The organism is Verrucomicrobium sp. BvORR106 (assembly GCF_000739655.1).
GTDB lineage: Bacteria > Verrucomicrobiota > Verrucomicrobiia > Verrucomicrobiales > Verrucomicrobiaceae > Verrucomicrobium.
In genome coordinates this window covers 1-17,037 of the sequence record NZ_BATR01000084.1, presented here as the reverse complement: position 1 = coordinate 17,037, position 17,037 = coordinate 1, and the positions used below count along the sequence as shown (strand labels likewise).

The 17,037-nt window shown below is 61.6% G+C and carries 12 protein-coding genes; 4 read left to right on the top strand and 8 right to left on the bottom strand.

Features of this window, described 5'->3' with window-relative positions; genetic code table 11:
• Positions 1 to 548: 548 nt before the first annotated feature.
• The 8 genes from BV106_RS12855 to BV106_RS12820 all read right to left on the bottom strand — a co-directional run bounded on the left by BV106_RS12855 (position 549) and on the right by BV106_RS12820 (position 9,930).
• Complete coding sequence (locus tag BV106_RS12855; RefSeq protein WP_038165215.1) at positions 549 to 2,015, bottom strand: NADH-quinone oxidoreductase subunit N; 1,467 nt, start codon at positions 2,013 to 2,015, stop codon at positions 549 to 551.
• 11 nt (positions 2,016 to 2,026) lie between these two features.
• Positions 2,027 to 3,511: an NADH-quinone oxidoreductase subunit M gene (locus BV106_RS12850; protein ID WP_038165214.1), complete on the bottom strand. Its 1,485-nt coding sequence runs from the start codon at positions 3,509 to 3,511 to the stop codon at positions 2,027 to 2,029.
• A 39-nt stretch (positions 3,512 to 3,550) separates the two neighbouring features.
• Positions 3,551 to 5,404: an NADH-quinone oxidoreductase subunit L gene (nuoL, locus tag BV106_RS12845; RefSeq protein ID WP_038165213.1), complete on the bottom strand. Its 1,854-nt coding sequence runs from the start codon at positions 5,402 to 5,404 to the stop codon at positions 3,551 to 3,553.
• A gap of 48 nt (positions 5,405 to 5,452) precedes the next feature.
• Complete coding sequence (nuoK, locus tag BV106_RS12840; protein WP_038165212.1) at positions 5,453 to 5,770, bottom strand: NADH-quinone oxidoreductase subunit NuoK; 318 nt, start codon at positions 5,768 to 5,770, stop codon at positions 5,453 to 5,455.
• A 41-nt stretch (positions 5,771 to 5,811) separates the two neighbouring features.
• The gene (locus BV106_RS12835) at positions 5,812 to 6,375 is read right to left on the bottom strand and encodes an NADH-quinone oxidoreductase subunit J (protein ID WP_038165211.1); all 564 of its coding nucleotides are present in this window, start codon (positions 6,373 to 6,375) and stop codon (positions 5,812 to 5,814) included.
• Between the two features lie 64 nt (positions 6,376 to 6,439).
• Positions 6,440 to 6,973 (bottom strand): NADH-quinone oxidoreductase subunit I, encoded by a 534-nt coding sequence (locus BV106_RS12830; protein WP_038165210.1) that lies wholly within the window; start codon positions 6,971 to 6,973, stop codon positions 6,440 to 6,442.
• Between the two features lie 29 nt (positions 6,974 to 7,002).
• A complete protein-coding gene (locus BV106_RS12825; protein WP_038165209.1) occupies positions 7,003 to 8,196 on the bottom strand; it encodes a complex I subunit 1 family protein in 1,194 nt (397 codons plus the stop codon).
• A gap of 3 nt (positions 8,197 to 8,199) precedes the next feature.
• Positions 8,200 to 9,930 carry a molybdopterin-dependent oxidoreductase gene (locus tag BV106_RS12820; RefSeq protein ID WP_038165208.1) on the bottom strand — a complete coding sequence of 577 codons (1,731 nt, stop codon included), beginning with the start codon at positions 9,928 to 9,930 and terminating at the stop codon, positions 8,200 to 8,202.
• 718 nt (positions 9,931 to 10,648) lie between these two features.
• On the opposite strand from BV106_RS12820, the gene BV106_RS12815 reads away from it, so the two are divergent.
• The 4 genes from BV106_RS12815 to BV106_RS12800 are packed head-to-tail and all read left to right on the top strand — an operon-like array spanning position 10,649 to position 16,275.
• Positions 10,649 to 11,218, top strand: coding sequence for a sigma-70 family RNA polymerase sigma factor (locus BV106_RS12815; RefSeq protein ID WP_265595632.1), 570 nt, complete (start codon positions 10,649 to 10,651; stop codon positions 11,216 to 11,218).
• The gene (locus BV106_RS12810) at positions 11,215 to 12,210 is read left to right on the top strand and encodes a hypothetical protein (RefSeq protein WP_038165207.1); all 996 of its coding nucleotides are present in this window, start codon (positions 11,215 to 11,217) and stop codon (positions 12,208 to 12,210) included. The genes BV106_RS12815 and BV106_RS12810 overlap by 4 nt, the downstream gene beginning before the upstream one ends.
• Positions 12,211 to 12,230: 20 nt before the next feature.
• Positions 12,231 to 14,951 (top strand): DUF1592 domain-containing protein, encoded by a 2,721-nt coding sequence (locus BV106_RS12805; RefSeq protein ID WP_051945729.1) that lies wholly within the window; start codon positions 12,231 to 12,233, stop codon positions 14,949 to 14,951.
• Positions 14,952 to 14,973: 22 nt separating this feature from the next.
• The gene (locus tag BV106_RS12800) at positions 14,974 to 16,275 is read left to right on the top strand and encodes a DUF1552 domain-containing protein (RefSeq protein ID WP_038165206.1); all 1,302 of its coding nucleotides are present in this window, start codon (positions 14,974 to 14,976) and stop codon (positions 16,273 to 16,275) included.
• Positions 16,276 to 17,037: the final 762 nt, after the last annotated feature.

Below are 17,037 nucleotides of genomic sequence, written 5' to 3'. Positions count from 1 at the left end.
TTGGGCAACGCCCAAGGAATCGATGACCCATTAACCCTTGAGGGCTGAAGGCCCGGCCTCATCAAGCCTGCCCATAACGAGCTTCCCTGAATGACCCCGGGCCTACAGCCCTCAACATCTAAAACTAACGCCAACCTTGGGCGTTGCCCAAGGCTGGCATGACTCCGGGCTTTCAGCCCTCAGATCCTTCCCAAAAAGGAGGTCATCGGCCACGCCACTTTTTCCCTGATTGCATTGGCATAAATGCGGAACTCCAACTCCAAGGGAGCACCGGAGAGGGTTGGAGTTCCGCATTCATGCGGTGAAGCTCCTCTCTCAACTCTTCCCTGACCACCTGCCCCAGTCTCAGGTCTTGTGTCTCCCGCGCGGCGAGTGGGACTGAACCGGCGGGACGCCGGTAACACGCACCGGCTGGAAGCCGGTGTCACAGGGGATCCCATCCCGGAGGGACGCTGGACCGGGCAGACGACTGGTGTCCTCGAATCGGGATATCCGGGCACAAAAAAGGGGAGCGGCGCTCCCCTTCCCTGAAAACTAAAAACACCCCCTTACTTCACCAGCGCAAACCGGATCAGGTCCGGGTAGACGCCCACGACCAAGATGGCGGCGACGAAGACGGCGAGGGTGACTTTGGAAAGCAGGCCGAGATCGGGATTGGGGCCTTCGCTCTGGCCGTCGGCCTTGGAGTAAACGGCCAGGATGACCTTGAAGTAGTAGTAGAAACCGGTGGCGGCACCGATGACGGCGATGGCGAGATAGGTGTAGTACCCTTCCAGCACGGTGGCGAAGATCACGAAGAACTTGCCCATGAACCCGGCCGTAAGTGGGAGACCCGCGAGGGAGGCCAGGGCGATGGCCAGTGCCAGGCCAAGGGTCGGATTCGCGCGGCCGAGGCCCTTGAGGGAGGCGATGTCTTCCCCGTAACCCTTGGCGCGCATCGCACTGAGGATCAGGAAACAGACGAAGGTCATGGGCAGATAGGTGGCCAGGTAGAAGGCGGCCACTTCACCGGAGGTCATCTTCAACCCGCCCGTGTGGATGCAGGCGAGAGCGACGAGGAGATAACCGGCGTGGGCGATGCTGGAGTAGCCCAGCAAGCGCTTGAAGTTGGTCTGGGCGATGGCGGCCAGGTTGCCGAGCAGGATGGTGGCACCACCGAGGATGAGGAGGATCTGGATCACCGGACCGGCGACGACGGAGCCGGGCGTGAGGAAAGTGCCGACAATGCGAGTGAGCACCACGAACCCTGCGGCCTTGGAGCCGACGGAGAGGAAAGCGGTCACCGGAGTGGGCGCACCTTGATAAACGTCAGGAATCCAGATGTGGAACGGCACGGCACCGACCTTGAAAGCGAGGCCCGCCAGCATCAGCGCGGCGGCGAAGAGGATGGGAGCAGTGTTCCCCTCCCAATGCGAAAGCTTGTAGGCGACGCCAGACAGGGAGAGCTCGCCAGTCATGCCGTAGAGCCAGGACATGCCGTACACCAGGAGACCGGTGCTGAGTGCGCCAAGGATCAGGTACTTGACCCCGGCCTCCAGGGAGGCAGCACTGCGGCGCATGAAGCCGACCAGCACGTAGAAGCTCACGGTGACCAGTTCCAGGGCGACGAAGATCGTGATCAGGTCCACGGCGGAGGCCATGACCATCATGCCCACGCAGACGAAGAGAGGCAGGCTGAAGAACTCACCCAGCCCAGCTTCCTTGGTGCGCTCGGGGTGTGTGGCCACGAACTGGTTGATGATCGGCGCGTACTCCAGGGAAATGATGATGGTCGCCAGAGTGGCGATGATGGCGAAGCCCTTGTAGAAGAGCGCCAGGGGATCCACCACGTAGAATTCCTGAAGTGACGGGGGCACGCTGCCTGCGGCACCGCTCACGATGACGGCCAGGGCCGCCAGCAGTCCACCAATAGCCGCGTAGGCAATGAGCTTGCGGGGCACGCTGGCAAAGGACTCCACCAGCAGGAGCACGAGGCCGAGCAAGCCGAGACCGAGTTCGAGGGACAAGGGAGACATGGCAGTTTACTTCACTTCAAACCGGTCGCCGCCAAGGAGACCTGAACGATGTTCAAAAGAATGGAAGGATAGAGCCCCACCACCAGAAGCACGGCGGCAAGGAGGAACATGGGCACGCGCTGCAACAGCGAGGGGTCGCTCATGAAATGGCCGGCGGAAGGCTGGCCAAAGAAGATCTTGCGGTAAGCGCGCAACATGTACACGGCGCTGATGACCACACCCCAGAGGGAGAGGATGGTGGTGACCTGCAGGAGGGTGAAGCCCTCGCTGGCCTGGAAGTTCTGGAAGGTGGAGAGGAAGATCAGAATTTCACCGGCGAAGTTCGCAAGACCGGGCAGACCGATGGAGGCGAAGGCACCCACACCGAACACCAGGCTCAGGAAGGGGGCATTGGCGGCCAGACCGCCGAGCTTGTCGAACTCAAGGGTGCCGAGCTGATTGCGCAGACGGCCACAAAGCATGAAGAGGAGGGCCACGGAGATGCCGTGGGCGAACATGAGGAGAACCGCGCCGTTCTGGCCCAAGGCATTGCCGGAAGCAAGGCCCAGGAAGATATAGCCCATGTGCATGACGCTGGAGTTGGCCAGCAGGCCGTCCAAGCGACGCTGATGCAGCGTCACGAAGCCCATGACGAGGATGTTCCCCAACAGCATGTAGAGCAGCGCGTGCTGCACCCAGGGAGTGTTCGCTCCGGTAGGCAGGAGCGGCAGGGCAATGCGGATGAGACCGTAGAGACCGAACTTCTTGAGCACGCCAGCGTGCATCATCGCGATCGGAGTGGGAGCCGCCGCATAGGCCGGAGCCGCCCAGCTATGGAACGGGAAAAGGCTCACCAGGGTGCCGAAGCCAACCAGGAGGACGAAGAAGTTCGCCGCAGCAAACTTCGCGTACGGTGCATCAGCCGCCAGAGGCTTGAGCGCCAGGAGATCAAACGTGAGCTTGCCCTTCTCCGGGCTGCAGTACCAGACCACCCCCAGCAGACCTGCCAGGAGGATGAGGCTGCCCACGCCAAGGTAGATGGTGATGCGCCACGCAGCGTCCTTCTTGTCCCCATGGCCGAAGAGGGCAATCATGAGGAAGGTGGGGATCAGCGCCAGTTCGTGGAAGGCGTACAGGAAGAAAATGTCCGTGCAGAGGAAGGCACCCAGGGCACCAGAGGCGATGAGCAACGTCGAGGTGTAATAGATGCGCTCCTTGTCCACCAAGCTCCAGACAGCGGCCAGCGTCACCAGGACGGTGAGGAGGGCGAGCGTAAAGCTCAACCCATCCGCCCCGACGGCGAACTGGATGTGGGGGCTGGAGAGCACCGTGCGGGCGTGGCGGAAAGCCATAGCCCCATCTGCACCATGCAGCGACTGGTAGTTCAGGAAGGCCCAGCCCACCAGCACCAGGTTCAGTAGCGACGCCGCCAGCGCGGTGACTCGGGCGGGCGCGCCCAGCCAGGTGACCAGCGCGGCCAGCAGGGGCAGCAGGATGATGATTTCGAGCAGGCTCACAGTCTTGAGTAAAAAGGGCTTCGCTTAAAGGCTTGGGACTCAGGGCTTCGTGGAAAAGAACACCGCCAGGTAAACCACCACAACGATGCCGAGGCCGAGGACGAAAGTGTAGGCCTGAAGGCTGCCAGACTGAAGTCCGCGCATCCAGCTTCCCAGTCCGTTGGCCAGCGCCGCAGGCAGGCGCACCGTCAGACCGTCCACGATGATTCTTTCCAGAGCTGTGACCAGCCAGGCGAAACGATCCTGGGCATACTTCACGAGACCGGCGTAGAACTCGTCGAAGTAGAACTTGTTGGCGAAAAGCGGGATGTTCACCGGATCCTTGTCCACGTTCTTGTAGAGGCGGGTGGCGGTGAGGAAGCCGACGATGACAGCCACCAGGGAGCAGCCCATCACAATCTTGGCCTCAGGCCCTTCATGATGACTGGGGACGAGCGCCTGAAGCGGCTCTGCCAGGAAGTGATAGCCAGCCAGAACGGAGGGGAACGCGAGCACCACCAGCGGGAGGATCATCACGAGTGGAGCCTCATGGGCGTGATCAGCATCCTTGCTGCGGGCCTTGCCAAAGAAGGCCACGATCACGAGGCGGGTCATGTAAAAAGCGGTCAGCGTGGCCGTGAGCACGGCGATGGCAAAGAGGATGCCGTTGCCGTGACCATGTGCGGGGTAAGCCACCGCGAGAATGCCTTCCTTGCTCCAGAAACCAGCCATGAGCGGCACACCCATGAGGGCGGCAGTACCAATGGCAAAGGTCCAGAAGGTGACGGGCATCTTCTTATACAGGCCGCCCATCTTCCAGATGTTCTGTTCGTGGTGACAAGCGTAGATCACCGCACCGGAACCGAGGAACAGCATCGCCTTGAAGAAAGCGTGTGTGTAGAGGTGGAACATCCCCTCTTTCGGTCCGCCCAGGCCCACGGCCATGACCATGTAACCCAGCTGGGACAGCGTGGAATACGCGAGGATCTTTTTGATGTCCCCCTGCTGAGTGGCCATGAGGGCCGCCATCAGGGCGGTGATGCCACCGATCCAGGCGATGATGTCACCCGTGACATGGGAGGCACCGATGATGAAATAAACGCGCACCAGCATGTACACGCCAGCGGCCACCATGGTGGCGGCGTGGATGAGGGCGGAGACAGGCGTGGGGCCTTCCATGGCGTCCGGCAGCCAGACGTGCAAGGGAGCCTGGGCACTCTTGCCCATGGCACCGAGGAACAAGCCAAGGCCTGCCAGCGTGATCACCCACGGGAAGTGGTCCTTGATGTGATTAAGAGCGCCGCTTTCCATCGACCCCTGGAGCTGGGCGAGAGAGACGTGGCCAGTCAGACCGAAGAGGATGAGGATGCCAGCCATGAAGCCGAAGTCACCCACACGGTTCGTGAGGAAGGCTTTCTTCGCGGCATCGGCTGCCTCTGGTTTCTTGAACCAGTGGCCGATGAGCAGGTAGGAACTGATACCGACCAACTCCCAGAAGATGAACATCATCACCAGGTTGTCTGCCAGCACGATGCCGTTCATGGAGAACATGAAGAGAGACAGCGCGCCGAAGTAGCGGGCGCGGGCGTCGTCATCCTTCATGTACCCGAGCGAGTAGATGTGCACCAGCATGCCGATGAAGGTCACGATGAAGAGCATGCCGCGGCTCTGCTGGTCCACCACAAAACCGATGTCAGCGGTGAAGTTCCCCACCTTCAGGTACTCATACAAGAGCAGGCCGTTGGGCTGGTCTGCCGCACCCAGGAAGATGAGCGCGCAACCGAACATGACGATGGACACGCCGGTCGAGACCAGATGCGCCACATTCTTGAGCAGGCTGTGAAACAGCATGATGACCAGCGCCGAGGCCAGGGGCAGCAGCAGCACGGTTCCTGTCAGTGAAATGGGTTCCATCGTGGCGATATGAGAAAAGAAAATGATCCTGATGCTGACCTGGGCGGGTTAGCCCTTGAGCTTCTCCACAGCAGTGATGTCCACACTCTGGCGTGCCCGGAAGAGCGCCACAATGATGGCCAGACCCACGGCCACTTCAGCGGCAGCCACAGTGATGGTGAAGAAAACCAGCGCCTGCGCATTGTAGTCCGGCAGGCCGTCCACAAGACGGAAACGGGAGAAGGCCACGAGCGTGAGGTTGGCCGCGCTCAGCATCATCTCCAGGCACATGTAGATGGTCAGGATGTTGCGGCGCACGACGACGCCCGCAAGGCCGATCGAGAACAGCAGGCCGCTGACAAGGAGATAATGGTTGAGGGTGACCATGGGAGGCTCTCGGCAGGAATCAGTTCGCTCGGTTGACCAGGCTAGTTCACTTCACGCTTGCTCAGGATGACGACCCCGACGGTGCCAACGAGCAGGAGCGCCCCCATCAACTGGATCTGGAAGGGATAGCGGTGGAAAAGGGTCAGGCCGACGAGCTTCGTGTCCGGCAGGGACTTCTTGGCCAGGTCTTCCTTGATGGTGGGGAGCTTTTGCGTCTGGGCCGCGGCCTCAAAGTGCACGGGCACGTCGTTGACGGTCTTCTTGCCGGCATCAAGCCCGCTGAGAATCATGCCGAGCTGCACGATGAAGACGATGGCCAGCAGGGCGCCGCCCACCACGGAGAAGGCATTCACCTTCTTCAGGGCCTCGGCCTTGATGTCCAGCAGCATGATGATGAAGAGGAACAGCACCATCACCGCGCCGGCGTACACCAGGATCTGGATGATACCGATGAAATAAGCGTCCAGGCTGATGAACAGCGCCGCGAGCCCCACAAAGCTCATCACCAGGGAGAGCGCGCTCGCAACCGGGTTCCGCAACACGACCACCAACAGGCCAAAGACCAGGGTGAGCGCGGAGAAGAGGTAAAACAGAACGGCGGGCATGAGATGCGAGCAGGAATGATGCTGATGCGGTCGGGAGACGGGAGGAAAAATTCGAAACTGGGGCCTACTTCAGGTCGTTCCACTTGTTGACGAGGCCTTCACGCACGCCGCCGATTTCATAGAGACGCTTCTTGTCGTGGACCATTTCCGCACGGCTCAGGCCCGTGATGGCGTAGTCCTTGCGCAGGAAGATGGCCTGCTCGGGGCAGACTTCCTCACACATGCCGCAGTAGATGCAGCGGATCATGTCGATGTTGAAGAGGCGGGGGCGCTTCTCCACCTTGGCCCAGGGATCCGTGGAAGGGATCTCCTCCGGGATGATGGTGATGGCGCGGGGCGGGCAGATGAACTCGCAGAGCTGGCAGCTCACGCAGCGCTCACGGCCGTGTTCATCCGTTACCAACGCGGGGGCACCACGGTAATGGTCAGGCAGGTGCGCATCCCACTTCTCTTCGGGATACTGCATGGTGACCTTCTTCTTGCCCCTGAGAATGGCAATGGCGTGGCCGAGCGTGATGAGCAGGCCCTTGGCGAGCGTGGAGATGAACCACTTCTCGTGCCATTTGAGTTTGGGGCGTTGTACAACAACCGTTGCCATAGGGCGTGAGGGAAATCAGGTCAGAAAAATCAGTTCGGGAGCCACACCATGAGCGCGGCAGTGAGAATCACGTTGGCGAGCGCCAGCTCAAACATGACCAGCCAGCCCAGCTTCATGAGCTGGTCATAGCGGAAACGAGGCAGGGTCCAGCGCACCCAGATGAAGAAGATGATGAAGCAGACAACCTTGGCCAGGAAGCAGCCGATGTGCAGCAGGCCGAGCCAGATGGGCGTGGCCCCTTCCACATAGCCAAGGCCAAGCGGAGCCCCGAACGGAATGCTCCAGCCGCCCAGGAAGAGGGTGACCGCCAGACCAGAACCGATGATCATGGCCGCATATTCACCCATGAAGAAGAGGGCGAACTTCATGGAGCTGTACTCCGTGTGATAACCGGCCACGAGTTCCGTTTCGCACTCTGGAAGGTCGAACGGCGCACGGTTGGTCTCCGCGAACATGGCGACCACGAAGATGACGAAGGAGATGAAGACCGGGATCCAGAGGACCAGACGCTTGAGGGTGAGCCCTTCACCCCAGAGCGGGAGGAGGAGCCAGCCGTTCTTGTCCTGGTACTGGGCGATCTTGGAGAGGTTCAGGTCTCCGAAGATCATGAGCACGGGGATGATGGAGAGACCCAGGGCGATCTCATAGGAGATCATCTGGGACGTGCTGCGCACGCCGCCGAGGAAGGGGTACTTCGAGTTCGAGGACCAACCGGCGAGCACGATGCCGTACACCCCGAGGGAGGCGATGGCGAAGATGTAGAGCGGGCCCACGTTGAGGTCGGCAATCACCGCCTTGATGGGCTTGTGCAGCCAGGCACCTTCCACGCCCAGCTTGGCCAACCAGCTCAGGTCCAGCTCACTGCCGAAGGGAACGACGGCGGCGGTCATCATCGCCGGCACCATGACCAGCGCAGGCGCCAGCCAGTAGTAGAATTTTTTGACGTGGGCGGGAGTGAAATCCTCCTTGAGGAAGAACTTCAAACCATCCGCCAGCGGCTGGATGAGGCCCGCCAGAGCAATGTCCTTCTTCCCGCCGAAGAGGGTGAGCGGGATGCCGGTGCGGTTGGGTCCCACACGGTCCTGGATGATCGCGCTCACGCGCCGCTCAGCATAGACTGAGTAGGCGACCATGGGCAGGATGACCATGAAGCTGAAGAAAACGATCTTCACCGCCGCAGCGATGATGAAGGCGAGATTGATGCTGTCCAGAAAGCTTCCCATGACTTATCCCACGATGATGCCTTTGGCCTTGCGCTCGCGTTCCCGCTCCAGCAGAGGCACTTTTTCGCCAGTTTCCATGACCTGCACGCCCAGTTCGCCGATGCGGGCGAGCGTCAGACCACTGAAGATTTCCACGTCGCCAGCCATGCGCTTGAAGACGTCTTCCACGCTGTGGATGCCGTTGGAGCCGGCATAGGCGAGGATGATGTCGCGCAGGATTTCCCAGTCATCGCGGGCCTCGCCCGGCGAGTTGACGGCTTTGCTCAGGCGCTGAAGGCGGCCCGTGACGTTGATCATGCTGCCGCGCTTCTCAGCATAGCTGGCCGCAGGAAGCACCACGTGAGAAAGCTCAGCCGTGGCGTTGGCCAGGATGTGAGAGGAGGCCAGGAAGGTGAGCTTCTCAAGAGCGGCCTTTTCCAGACCCGCTTTGACGAGATTCTCACCCAGTGCGAGCACCACCTTGATGGCGCCACTGTTGATGCCTTCGATGATCTTCGGCAGCTTGGCGCCGGGTTCAGCACCCCAGATGGCGCGCACGCCATTGCTGTTGGGGTTCTGATCGTCCGCGCGTAGGTAGTCGTCGCCACCGCCGGTGCGGGGCACGACATCGTAGTTCTCGATGCCAGCGGATTTGACGAGGGCGTGCGTGAGATAGAGCTCCTCGTTGGTCATGCGACCGGAGGCGATCACCGCGATCTCGGAGGCTTTCACACTCCGGAGAGCATCGGAGACCTGATTCACAGCCAGCTTCCACGTGGTGGGGTGGTGGCCGTTGCTCTTCTTCACCAGCGGCTGGGTCAGACGGTAGTCGCTGTTGACGAAATGGAAGTCGAGACGGCCCTGGTCGCACATCCACGTGGAGTTCACGTCGTTGTTCTCCCGCGGAGTCTGGCGGTAAACTTCGTTCTGGCGGCTGCTGATCTCGATGTTGCAACCGCGGCCGCACTTGGTGCAGAGGCTCTTGGTCTCCTTCAGGAACCAGACGCGCATCTGGAAGCGGAAGTCGTTGGAGGTCAGCGCTCCCACCGGGCAGATGTCCACGGTGTTGAGGGAGTAGTTGTTCTCCAGGCGCTTGCCGGGGTGCACGGCGAGGGTGGTGTAGCTACCACGCTCGGTGAAGCCCAGCACCGGATCATCGGCGATCTCCGCCGTGAAACGGATGCAACGGGAGCACATGATGCAGCGCTCGTCGTCCAGACGGATGCGCGGGCCGATGTCCACGTTCTTCGGCTTCTTGACCTTCTCTTCACGGAATCGGCTCTCGCCGTTGCCGTGCTCCACGCTGAACTCCTGAAGGCGGCATTCGCCGGCCTGGTCACAGATGGGGCAATCCAGCGGGTGGTTGATGAGCAGCAGCTCCATCACGCCCTTGCGGACCTCCTCGCTCAGCTTGCCTTCCGTGCGGATCCCCTGCCCTTCGGCCACGGTGTTCGCACAGGCAATGACCGGACGCGGCATCCAGCCGATCTTGGGCATCCCAAATTCATCTTTCTCCGGCTCCTGCCCTGGCGTGGGTCGCGGGGGCATCCCCATTTCCACGAGGCACATACGGCAGTTGCCGGGTGACGTGAGCTTGGGGTGGTAACAGTAGTGCGGCACCAGCGCCCCCACCTGACGGCAGGCTTCAATCATGCGCGTCCCCTTGGGGAACTTGTGCCAGACCCCATTGACCTGCACGTTCACCAAGTCCACGGCGGGTGGTGAAGCGGGGGCAGTTACGGCAGTGTTGCTCATGGAATGTGGTATCGCCCCACTATTTGTTTCAGGGAAGATCCAGCAAGTTGAATTTGTGAAATTTTTCACAAAGTCGGTTCCCGGTTCGGTGAATCAGTGGGCCGGAGGGGGAGCCAGTGAGCGGTGCGTCAGTGGTCAAGGTGTTGGGGCGGGAGGGGGTGATGGAGGGCAGGGGCGCTACAGTCCAGCGTCCCTCCGGGACGCAACGTGTGGGGATGGGGCGATCCGGTGGTTATCACCACCGGCTACTGTCCGACGCCCCTCCGGGACTGAGGTGGGACTGGCTTCCCGCCGGTGCGTGTTACCGGCGTTCCGTCGGTTCTGGATGCCGTAACTTCTCCAGAGCACGTCCAGCAATCCGCCGCTTTCTGCCTCAGCCTCGCCGCTCGTCCCGGAGGCACACTAGATAGTAGCCGGCGGTGACAACCACCGGATTACGGGTACTCAACCGTTTTGCGTCCCGGAGGGACCCCGGATCTCGCATGCCGGGGAGAGGGTTGTTCCGTCGGAGGATGGTGCATTCCCACGGCGACTGAGCCGGATGGCACATCCAGACTACTCCCGCAGCGACACCGCAGGGGTGAACCGGTGGGACGCCGGCAACACGCACCGGCTGGAAGCCCGTGTCACTGGGAAGATTCCCCACTCTGTCCGCTTATTTTGCTCCATCCCAAAACTGGACCGGTAAATCCGCCGGGCCTGTGGACATACCCTCACCGTGCCCCTGGACGATTCATCCGCCACCGACCCCGACCTGCCCGCCGCGCTCCCGCCGAAGCGGCAGGAGGAATTTGTGCGCCTTCTGAACGGGGCCCACGCCCTGCTGCTGCGGTACGTGATGACGCTGGTTGCCAATCGGCATGATGCGGAGGACGTGCTCCAGCGAGCCAGCGTGGTGATGTGGCGGCGCTTTGCCACCTTCGAGCCCGGTACGGACTTTGTCGCCTGGGCGACCACGGTGGCCTTCTACGAGGTGCGCAATTTCCAGCGCGTGACGGGTCGATCCCGGGTGGAGTTCGATGACGACCTCATGCAGACCCTGGCCGCGGAGCGCATGCAACACGTCCAGCAATGGAGCCCGCGCATGGAGGCGCTGGAGACCTGCATGGAGAAGCTGCCCCCGACCAGCCGGGATCTGGTGGAGGCCATCTACACCCGCGGCATCGATGCCGCCACGCTGGCGCAGCGGGAGGGACGCGCCGTCCAGACCATTTACAACAAACTCAACTTCATCCGCCGTGCGCTGGCTGAATGCGTGCAGCAGCGGATCGCTGAAACCACCCCATGAACCAGCCTGTTCCCGATGAATGGCACCGCCTCTTCAATGCGGCGCTGAACGATACCCTCACTGCGGAGGAGAAGGCCCGCCTCGCGCAGGTGCTGAAAGAGCACCCGGAAGCCCGCCAGCTCTGGTTCCTCTACCAGGACAACGAGTGCTCTCTGAGCGAGCTGCGCCCTGTCATTCAACCAACTGCTCAGCCAGTGAGGCCAAGTCGCTCCGCCTGGCTGCAATGGCGTCCCGCCGTGGCGGCTGCCGCGGGCTTGGTGATCGGCCTCTTCAGCGCCTCCCTCGTCTGGGGCTATGCGGGCACCTATGCCAGCCGGGCAGTCAACCTGTTGCGCGACAGCTTTGAGACGGGTGCCGCACCGCAAGTGTCCGGTGTGCCCCTCGAACCCGGCCACTGGAGCGGAGACTACGCCGAGATCGTGGGCGAATATCGCGGGATCAAGCCTGCCAGTGGTGACAAGATGCTGCGCCTCGTGCGGGCGGACTATGAAGGTAAACCAGGACGGGACGGCTACATCGCGGACCTCTACCGCATCGTCGATCTCAACCGCCCGGACTGCGATGTGGATCGCGGGGATGCCTGGGTGAGCGTGGAGGCCCGCTTCCGGGCGCTCGCTGAAGACTATCAGGGACGGGTGCACAGCAGCATCACCATCCACGCGCTGAACACGCTACCCACCGCCGAGCAACGGTATGAGTTTTTCCTTAAACCTCGCAGCGTGGTGGTGTCGAGTGAAGGAGATGGGACCCAACCCTCTGCGAACATTCTGGCCAGCACCTCACGTCAGTCAGTTTACCAGTCCACCACAGAGAGCTGGCACACCGGGCGGGCGGAGCTCCTGGTCCCTCCCGGCACCCGTTATCTCATGCTGCACCTGCACGAATGGCGGCTGGATGCCAAGGACTTCAAAAAGCCGCAACCCATCGAGTTCTCCGGTCTCTTCCTGGACGATGTGCGCGTGACCCTCACCCACCGCCCGCCGCTGCCGTGATCCCTTTGTCTCCCTTTGGAATGACCTCTCCCAAGACACCTTTCATCTGCTCCGGGTTCGCGCTGCTAACCGTGAGCACCACCCTGGCGCTGCCGTTCCAATCCGCAACCGCGGCCGATCCCGCCCCACCCATCATGGGCGAGCAGCATCGTGACTTGCTCAAGGAGCACTGTCTGAGCTGCCACAACGAGACCAAGAAGAAAGGCGGCATTCGTCTGGATGACCTGCCCTTTGCCGTCAACAACGGCCAGGCCGCCGAGCGCTGGCAGCAGGTGCTGGATCAGATGAACTCTGGCGACATGCCGCCTGAGGGTGAGAAGCAGCCCGAGAAATCTGCCAAAGCCAACTTCCTGGATGATCTGGCGCATGTGATGGTGACAGCCCGGCGCACGCTGGCGGACCAGCAAGGTGAGATCACCATGCGCCGACTGAACCGGCGCGAGTACCAGAACACCTTGCGGGAGCTCCTGGGAGTGGAGATCAATGTGAGCGAGCTCCCCTCTGACACCGGCACGGGTGGATTCGACACTGTGGGCTCGAACCTCTTCATGTCGGGCAACCAGTTTGAGCAATACCTTTCCCTCGGTCGGGAGGCCCTGGATGAGGCCTTCGACCGGGTGGCCAATGCGGGAGTGGAAAAGAAGCTTCGTTATGAAGCTGAAGTCTTCACGCCCATCATCGAGAAGTTCAACTTAGGCGAGATCGATGCCCGCGAACGCGCCCAGCGCTGGGTGAAGGGAGTGGAGGAAGCGGCCGCCAAGCCGGAGAACGCGGAGATTGTAGCGAAGATCCGGAAGGCCTCCAAGAACGACGCCATCTTCCGGCGCAGTTGGGCAGAGATCCCGGGTGCCCCTTCGCCGGAGTCGTTTGGATTCGTCACCAAGGAGAACAACTCCGACAAGGCCAATGCTGCGCTGAATCCCTACTACCTGACCTACCACCAGCACTACCTCACCTACCCGGCCATCGACAAGGGGGCCTATCTCTCCGTGCAGACCACGCACCCCTCACTGATCCAGATCGGCTGGATCACCATGCTGGTGCCGTTCAACTGGCCTGCGGGGGACTACACCGTGCGCATCCGTATCGCGGGCAATGAACACGCCACCCCGGACCGTCGTTTCCTCGAATTCGGCATCAACCCGAACAACAACGGCCTGCCGCTGAGCACGCATGAGGTGACCGGCACCATGGAGAATCCCCAGGTGATCGAGATTCCGCTGACGATGACGCGGAAGCACACCGACCGCGCAGACCGCATGCTCTTCATTCGCGAGCGAGGCACGGCGGACACCAATGAACGCATGTCCGTCATCATCCAGGAGGCCAGGAAACGAAACGGTCTGGGACCAGAAATGGCCCTCTGGGTGGACTGGATGGAGATTGAACGCAAGACTTCCCCGGCCACTCTGCCGCCAGCCCTCGCCGCACTTGATCTACCGCTGGATGACAAGGCTCCCGCTCCCTCGACGGAAGCGTTGCGCACCGGGCTCTCCCGGTTCGCCGCAATGGCCTTCCGCGGCAAGACAACGCCCCCGACCTATCTGGATGGACTGGCAAAGTACTATGAAATGCGGCGCAGCTCCGGTGACAAACCCGGTGTTGCGCTGAAAGAGACCCTGGCCGTGGTGCTTTCCTCGCCCGGCTTCCTCTATCTGGCAGAGCCCGCCACGGATGAGATCCGCCGCCCGCTCACAGGCGTGGAGTTGGCCACGAGGCTCTCGTACTTCCTCTGGAGCGCTCCTCCTGACGTGGAACTGCGCACGCTGGCCGCAAGGGGCGAACTCACCCGTCCCGAGGTGCTGGCGGCGCAGACCAACCGTCTGCTGAATGACCCCCGCTCGGCGGAGTTCGTCCACGCCTTCGTCTATCAATGGCTCGGCATGGACCGGCTGGACTTCTTCCAGGTGAACCAGGTGCTGCACCCGAGGTTTACCAACGGCATGAAGCTCGCCGCCCGGGACGAGGTTTATGAAACTATCTCCCACATCTTCCGCCAGGGCTCCAGCCTGCGGGACCTCTTGAAGTCAGACTACGTGGTGATCAACGGGTTCCTCGCCAACTACTACGGCATCGAGGGCGTGCATGGCGATGCGTTTCGCAAGGTGCCCCTGCCCGCAGGCTTTCCGCGGGGAGGCCTGCTGGGCATGGCCGCCGTGCACCTGATGGGCGGCAACGGCGAGCACACCAGCCCGGTGGAACGCGGGGCCTGGGTGCTGCGCAAGCTGCTCAATGATCCACCGCCTCCGGCACCCGCGAACGTGCCCGCTTTGACGCGACTGGCTGGCAAGGTGCTGACCACTCGTGAGCGCATGCTGGCCCATCAAGAAGATGCCCAGTGCGCGAGCTGCCATCGCAAGATCGACCCCATCGGGTTCGGTCTGGAAAACTTCGACGCCGCCGGTCTCTGGCGCACAGAGGACAGCTACATGGTGACGGGCGCCAATGGCCGTCCCGACCCCAAGACCAAGAAGACCTGGACCATCGATCCGGCGGCGAAACTGCACAACGGCCCCGCTTTCAAAGACTACATGGGATTGCGGGACATCATCGCCACAAAAGCGGATGACTTTGCCCGCGGCTACAGCAGTGCGCTCATCGAGTACGCGCTCGGTCGCCCCTATGGCTTCAGTGACGAGCCCCTGGTGAACGCCATGATCACCCAGGCCCGGAGCAAGAACCTCGCAGCCCGCGAGTTCATCCACGCCCTCGTGCTCAGCAAAGCCTTCCACACCAAGTAACCCCTCTTCAATCGCCCGCTTTATGAAACAACCGCTCAACCGGCGTCACTTCCTTCGTTCCAGCACCGCTCTCATCGCCCTTCCCGCCTTGGAGTCGCTCGGGTTTCGGCGATTCGCGTCCGCTGCAGCAACAGCACCGGCCACTCCGCCCAAGCGCATGGTGTTCCTGGGCTTTGGCTGGGGCATCACCCAAGAGTCGTGGTATCCGGACATCAAACAACCCGGCAAAGACTACGTGATGCCTGCCGGCCTGAAGCCGCTGGAGCGGCATAGGGCGGACTTTACGGTCGTGCAGGGGCTGTGGAACAAGTTCTCCAACATGGGCCACGCCGGCAGCACTATGTGGCTCACCGGGGCCAATCGCTATGCGCAGCCCGGGCAGAGCTTTCACAACAGCATCTCGGCTGATCAGGTGGCGGCGGCACAGTTCGGTCTGCACACGCGTTTTGCCTCGCTCCAGCTCAACGGGGCAGAGAATGCAGAATCCTCCGGGCACGGTCCCGGCCTCTCCATGGCGTGGGACCAGAGCGGCAAGCCCGTGGCCGGGCACAACGGCCCCCTTGCTGCCTATCACCGCCTTTTCTCCAAGGACACCACGCCCATTGAGCAGCAGAAAGCCATGCTGGCCCAGCGTCGCAGCGTGCTGGACACCGTGATGGAGAACGCCCGCGATCTGAGACGTGGACTGAGCCGGAATGACGGTGAAAAGCTCGAGGAGTATTACCAGGGCATCCGCGACATCGAGACCCGCCTCAGCAAAGACGAGCAGTGGATTGGCGTGCCCCGCCCCAAGACCGACATGGCCGAACCCGCCCCGGGACTGGCAGGCAAGAAGGAGATCGAGATCATGTACGATCTCATCGTCGCGGCCATGCAAACCGACAGCACGCGGGTGCTGACCTATCGCCAGCCCGTGAGCACCCTGCTGACCAGCATGGACATCAAGGTGGCCCCCCATGACATGAGCCACTACCACTCCACCATGGGTGAGAAGCTGGATGCCTCACAGCGCCGCGACGTGGTCCAGAGCCAGTTGCTCGCCGGATTGATCGACAAGCTCAAGGCCACCAAGGAAGCCGATGGCAGCCGTCTGTTCGATCACGTGGCGCTGGCCTATGGCAGCAATCTCAGGTCCGAGCACTACCTTGACAACTGCCCCACCCTGCTCACCGGCGCCGGCGCCGGCATCAAGCTGGGCGAAAACCTCGTGGTGTCGAAGGATACGCCGCTGTGCAATGCGTGGCTCACGCTGCTGCATGGCGTGGGCGTGAATGCAGAGCGGCATGGGGACAGCACCGGGGTGATCAAGGAGTTGATGGCGTGAGGAGATATTCCGCTATTCTCACACGAAGGTACAAAGGCACGAAGGTGGGATGAATGAAGGGGGCGGGACGGTGCTTGTCCCCCGAGGTGGTCGGAGCATTTGGTGAGACTCCATTCCTTACGCCGCTGCGCCGAAGTTCTTCCCCGAAGGGGATTCGGCTACAAGCCCAACGTTGACGAGCTTCGAGCGAGTCTACGTTGGGCTAGAGATGATGTGATTCTTACTCCGAAGGAGTTGCGGTGGTCTGGATGTCAGGTGCAGGAAATTTTTCTACATAGCTTGCATCCTGAGCCGACTGAAGTCGGTACTCCAACCCTGTATGAGCACCTGTCGTGATGGGGGTGTAAGCGGAGCGGGTTGGAGGCCGATTGTGGGCAGTGAGAGGACAGCAAGAGAAGGCGAACACAATGGGCCTTTGTTCCGTGACCGCCTAAAGGCCAATGCCATCAGGGAAAAGGAATATGCCCCGAGCGCGAATGAGAGACGCTGCGGCGCATCCATTTCACGGTCGGCTGATTGTGCAGGCTCATGAGGGCCGAAGGTCCGGCTTGATAGCAGCCTTGGGCAACGCCCAAGGAATAGGTGACCAAATATCCCTTGAGGGCTGAAGGCCCGGCCTCATCAAGCCTGCCCACGACGAGCATCCCTGAATGACCCCGGGCCTTCAGCCCTCAACCTCTTAAACTAGCGCCAACCTAGGGCGTTGCCCAAGGCTGGTATGACTCCGGGCTTTCAGCCCTCAGCTCGTTCGCAAAAGGGAAA

Coding starts and splice junctions, on each gene's coding strand:
- BV106_RS12820 (WP_038165208.1), bottom strand. CDS start 9,930: ATGAGCAACACTGCCGTAACTGCCCCCGCTTCACCACCCGCCGTGGAC.
- BV106_RS12810 (WP_038165207.1), top strand. CDS start 11,215: ATGAACCAGCCTGTTCCCGATGAATGGCACCGCCTCTTCAATGCGGCG.
- BV106_RS12825 (WP_038165209.1), bottom strand. CDS start 8,196: ATGGGAAGCTTTCTGGACAGCATCAATCTCGCCTTCATCATCGCTGCG.
- BV106_RS12805 (WP_051945729.1), top strand. CDS start 12,231: ATGACCTCTCCCAAGACACCTTTCATCTGCTCCGGGTTCGCGCTGCTA.
- nuoL (WP_038165213.1), bottom strand. CDS start 5,404: ATGGAACCCATTTCACTGACAGGAACCGTGCTGCTGCTGCCCCTGGCC.
- nuoK (WP_038165212.1), bottom strand. CDS start 5,770: ATGGTCACCCTCAACCATTATCTCCTTGTCAGCGGCCTGCTGTTCTCG.
- BV106_RS12830 (WP_038165210.1), bottom strand. CDS start 6,973: ATGGCAACGGTTGTTGTACAACGCCCCAAACTCAAATGGCACGAGAAG.
- BV106_RS12835 (WP_038165211.1), bottom strand. CDS start 6,375: ATGCCCGCCGTTCTGTTTTACCTCTTCTCCGCGCTCACCCTGGTCTTT.
- BV106_RS12800 (WP_038165206.1), top strand. CDS start 14,974: ATGAAACAACCGCTCAACCGGCGTCACTTCCTTCGTTCCAGCACCGCT.
- BV106_RS12855 (WP_038165215.1), bottom strand. CDS start 2,015: ATGTCTCCCTTGTCCCTCGAACTCGGTCTCGGCTTGCTCGGCCTCGTG.